We start from the raw sequence: 4,154 nt of genomic DNA on the forward strand, positions 1-4,154 counted from the left end.
TCCTGCACCTGTACCGCAGCCTGCGCCGCCGCCACTTTTAGCGGATTAAGCGTGGCAGCCTGAACGGCTGGGCGGACCACCGTGGGTTTCGGCACATTGGCGATCGGCATAAACAAGGTGGCGTCTTCGTCGTCGGCCTGCGCGATGTCGACCTTCGGCCCAATCACCAACAAGGTCACCGAGCCCATGCGCACTTGGTCGCCCGGTTGCAGCACGGCCATGCTGACTTTCTGGTGGTTGACAAACACACCATTGGCCGAGGCCAGGTCCTTGATCTCCAGCACTTCGTCTTTAAGGAAGAATTCGGCGTGACGGCGGGACAGCTCCAGGTCGCCAAAGCACATTTCGCACTTCACCGAGCGGCCAAAAGTCATTGAGCCGGTGACATGAAATTTATGCCCCTGATGCTGCTCGCCGGTAATGACCTGCAAAAACCAACGCGGCGCGGCGACCGGTTTCGGTTTGCTTTTGGCCGGGTCGATCAGCGTCAACTCCAGGCTGCCGATGCGCACTTTGTCGTCGGAGCGCAACTGGTAACGGGCGCCCACCCGCTCACCATTCACAAAGGTGCCAGCGGCGGTGCCGCAGTCGGTGAGGTAGTAAAGGCCGTGGTCCTGGCGGATTTCCGCATGGAAGGGGCTGATATCGGTGTCAGCCAGCACCAGGTTGTTGCGGCTGTCCTGGCCGATGGTGAAACGCTCGTCGACCAACCAGATGGGGGCCTGACGGTTGTCGCTGAAATGAATCCTGAGCATGTTCGGGTACGACCTTGAGAAATGACAGCCAGCGGGGTGTGAATGTCCCTATGGCGAGGCCCGCCGTAGCCTCGCGCAAGGGAGTGTCACTTTGCCACTAGTTGAAGAGTTTATTCCACAAGCGTTTGACTACATTCGGATTATTTTCTTCAGCGGCAGGCGCGGCGGCCGCACTGTTGCTCGCAGGCGCGGCGCGGCTGGGCGTTACTTTCGCGGCGGCTGCGGCAGCGGCTTTTTTCTTCGCTGCTGCGGCGCGAGCTGCAATGGCTTCCTGGGTTTTGCGCACGCGCTCGTCGTGGCCATCCAGGCTTTTCAGCAATTTCTCGTTATCGGGCTGCGCTTCCAGGCCGCTTTTGACCAGCTGCAACGCTTGCTCGAATTGAAGTTTGTCGTAGGCCGCTTCGCTCAAATCGAAGAAGCGTTCGGCTACCGCCTGCAAGCCTGTAAGCGCTTGGTCATTGCCCGGCGACCAGCCCAGCACTTGCTGGTAATAGAACACCGCATTGTCGCCCTCCGGCAGAATCAAGCGGTCGGCGCTGGCGGCCTGTTGCGCCAGGTTCAGGCTGTTGGCAATACGTGCCTGCAGCACGCGCTGCAAACCGTCCAACGCCGCTGCATTGTTTTTATCAATCAGCAGCGCCTGGCGGTAAAAGTAGTCGGCGTTGTGCTCCGGCGGCTCAACCAACTTGCCCTCGTTCAGGCTCAGTTCACCCTGGGTCAGAAACTCCGCGACTTTCTGCTTTTGCTGATAGTAATAGCCACCCACACCCGCAATACCAGCGACCAAGACCAGGCCTAGCAGCGCCGGCCACAGCTTGGACTTGCCCTTGCGCACCTTGGGTACCTTCACCGCCACTTTCGACGTTGGCACATTGAACGGCGCCTCGCTGACCTCACCTCGGGATGTCGTCTTGCCTTTGCCCTTTATGGCCACGACCGGCGCAATACGGGTGTGATCCAGGTCTTGCTCGTTCAGTTCGGCCAGGCTGGCCAGCAGCACATGGCAATCGGCAAAACGCTCATCCGGGTCTTTGGCCAGCATGCGGCTGAGGAAAGGCTGAAACTGGCGCAGGTGATCGGGCAGCTCCGGTGCCTCCATCTGCACATGGTTCATCACCGTTTGCGTGTAGCTAGAGCCTTTGTAGGGGTTAGCGCCGGTGAGCATTTCCAGCAAGATCACGCCCAGGCTGTAGATATCGCTGCGCGCATCCAGCGGTTCGCACTGCGCCTGTTCGGGGCTGCTGTAGGCGGGGCTGCCGACGGCGACATTGAACTGAGTCAGTTCGCTGTTGAGGTCCAGCTCTTTGGCGATGCCAAAGTCGGTGATCACCGCCGTGCCATCGGCGCGGAACAAAATATTGGCCGGCTTGATATCGCGGTGCACCATGCCTTTGTCGTGCACCACGGCCAGGCCGCTGGCGATCTGCCGCACGATGGTAAACGCGCGCTGCGCCTCGAACACTTCACCTTTGTGCTGGGCCAGGTCGCCACCGGCAACAAATTCCATGGCCAGGTAATAGCGGCCATCGGGCAGTTGGTCGATGTCGTAAATGGTGATGATCGAGGGGTGATGCAGCGAGGCAACGATATGCCCCTCTTTAATAAAGCGCTTGCTGAAGGCTTCGTCGTCGGCGCTAAGCAGTACCTTGATCGCCACTTGGCGATGCAACGATTCCTGCGTGGCCAAGTACACCTCGGCCATGCCGCCCTTACCCAACCGGCCATGCACGAGATAACCAGGAATTTCTAGCAAGCTGTCATTCATAAGGAGGTACTACGCATCTTGTAGTTATTGGCCCGCAGGCTCTAGAGCATGGGGCGCAAAGAAATCGGCAGTGGCGCCCAACAGGTTTGAATGGCGCCCGGCGAAGGTTCGCTGAGTTTCGGCGCATTTTCCAACAAATTGTCAGAGTTTTCTTAAATTCAAAAGTTTCCTGAGGAAACTTTGTGGCCGTTGATGGGCGCCGATTTGTTCCACGACTGCGAGGCCGATCACGATGCAGGAAATGTTGTCACGCCCGCCCGACTCGTTGGCGCTGGCAATTAAGTGCTCGACCAATTCGTCCAGGGTGCCGGCATTGGCGCACAGGTGCTGAATATCGTCATCGCGTAATTCGCCGCTTAGGCCATCGCTGCACAACAACAGCAGCTCGCCGGCAGCCAGGGTGCCGCGCACCACGCTAACTTCCAATACTTGCTCCGGGTGGCCGAGGCACCGGGTAACAACATTGCGCCGCGGATGGTTGCGCGCTTCTTCGGCGGTGAGTTCGCCGGCATCCACCAGGCTTTGCACCAAGCTGTGGTCGCGGCTGACTTGCTCGATGCCTTGCCCGCTCACCCGATAGGCACGGCTGTCGCCGGCCCAGGCCAATTCAAATTGCGCGCCCTTGAACTGCACCGCTACCAGGGTGGTGCCCATACCCTGTGACTCAGCATCTTCGGCGCCGGCGGCGATAATCGCGGCGTTGGCGCTATGCGCAGCGGTTTCCAGGTTTTCGCCCTGCTCTACTGCTTCCAGCAGGGTATCCAGGGCAATGGCGCTGGCTACTTCGCCGCGCTGATGGCCGCCCATGCCGTCGGCCACCGCCCACAATTGCAGGGCTGGGCAGCAGAGCACCGCGTCTTCGTTATGGCTGCGCACCCGACCGCTGACCGAGAGGGCGGCGTAGCCGAGCGAGACTGAGGCAGAAGGAGTGGGCATAAGCCAAAAGGCACCTTATTGACGGAGTTGGGCTTAGCGAGACGGCGAATAATGCTGCCGCCGACACATGCCTGTCATCGTTTTTCCCCGGAACTGTTAAACAGTCGAGGCTTGAGCATGCGACAAGAGACTCGATTTCAGGGGGTGCCAGCGCCGGCCAGAGCGACTAAAATCGCCATCCTTATTTCGTCGCACTGGTTTTGCCGCCTTCCCGGCCCCCTAAACCGCGCCACGAGCCGCTTACCAACCAGTACAGAGCAAGAGAGCCAGCATGGGCGCACAGTGGAAAGCCAAACCGAAAGAAGCCGCCGCCAACGCCAGAGGCAAGATTTTTGGTCGCTTGGTGAAGGAAATCATGATCGCCGCGCGTAACGGCGCCGACCCGGACCTCAACCCCAAGCTGCGCCTGGCTATCCACCAGTCGAAAAAGGCCTCGATGCCCAAAGAGACCCTGGAGCGCGCGATCAAAAAAGGCGCCGGGCTGCTGGGCGACACCGTGACCTTTCACTCCGCCACCTACGAAGGCTTCGCCCCGCACCAAGTGCCGGTGATCATTGAATGCCTGACTGACAACATCAACCGCACCGTCGCCGAAATCCGCGTGCTGTTCCGCAAAGGCCAAATGGGCGCCAGCGGTTCGGTCACCTGGGATTTCGACCACGTAGGCCTGATCGAAGCCAGCCCGGAAGGCGATGCCG

At 59.8% G+C, this 4,154-nt stretch carries 4 protein-coding genes; 1 reads left to right on the forward strand and 3 read right to left on the reverse strand.

Annotated elements, in window-relative coordinates:
- The 3 genes from AAAB16_RS13370 to AAAB16_RS13380 all read right to left on the reverse strand — a co-directional run.
- Positions 1 to 755 (reverse strand): FHA domain-containing protein (locus AAAB16_RS13370; RefSeq protein ID WP_340663765.1); only part of this gene is annotated, 755 nt, incomplete at its 3' end.
- Positions 756 to 852: 97 nt separating this feature from the next.
- A complete protein-coding gene (locus AAAB16_RS13375; protein ID WP_340663766.1) occupies positions 853 to 2,520 on the reverse strand; it encodes a protein kinase in 1,668 nt (555 codons plus the stop codon).
- Positions 2,521 to 2,661: 141 nt separating this feature from the next.
- Positions 2,662 to 3,456, reverse strand: a complete 795-nt coding sequence (locus tag AAAB16_RS13380; protein ID WP_340663767.1) for a protein phosphatase 2C domain-containing protein — start codon at positions 3,454 to 3,456, stop codon at positions 2,662 to 2,664.
- Between the two features lie 271 nt (positions 3,457 to 3,727).
- Between AAAB16_RS13380 and AAAB16_RS13385 the strand changes: the two genes are divergently transcribed.
- Positions 3,728 to 4,154 (forward strand): YebC/PmpR family DNA-binding transcriptional regulator (locus AAAB16_RS13385; RefSeq protein WP_340663768.1); only part of this gene is annotated, 427 nt, incomplete at its 3' end.

The organism is Pseudomonas sp., assembly GCF_037994325.1.
Lineage (GTDB): Bacteria > Pseudomonadota > Gammaproteobacteria > Pseudomonadales > Pseudomonadaceae > Aquipseudomonas.

What these genes read in the sequence shown, in the direction of transcription:
- AAAB16_RS13375 (WP_340663766.1), bottom strand. Translation starts at nt 2,520, where the DNA reads ATGAATGACAGCTTGCTAGAAATTCCTGGTTATCTCGTGCATGGCCGG.
- AAAB16_RS13380 (WP_340663767.1), bottom strand. Translation starts at nt 3,456, where the DNA reads ATGCCCACTCCTTCTGCCTCAGTCTCGCTCGGCTACGCCGCCCTCTCG.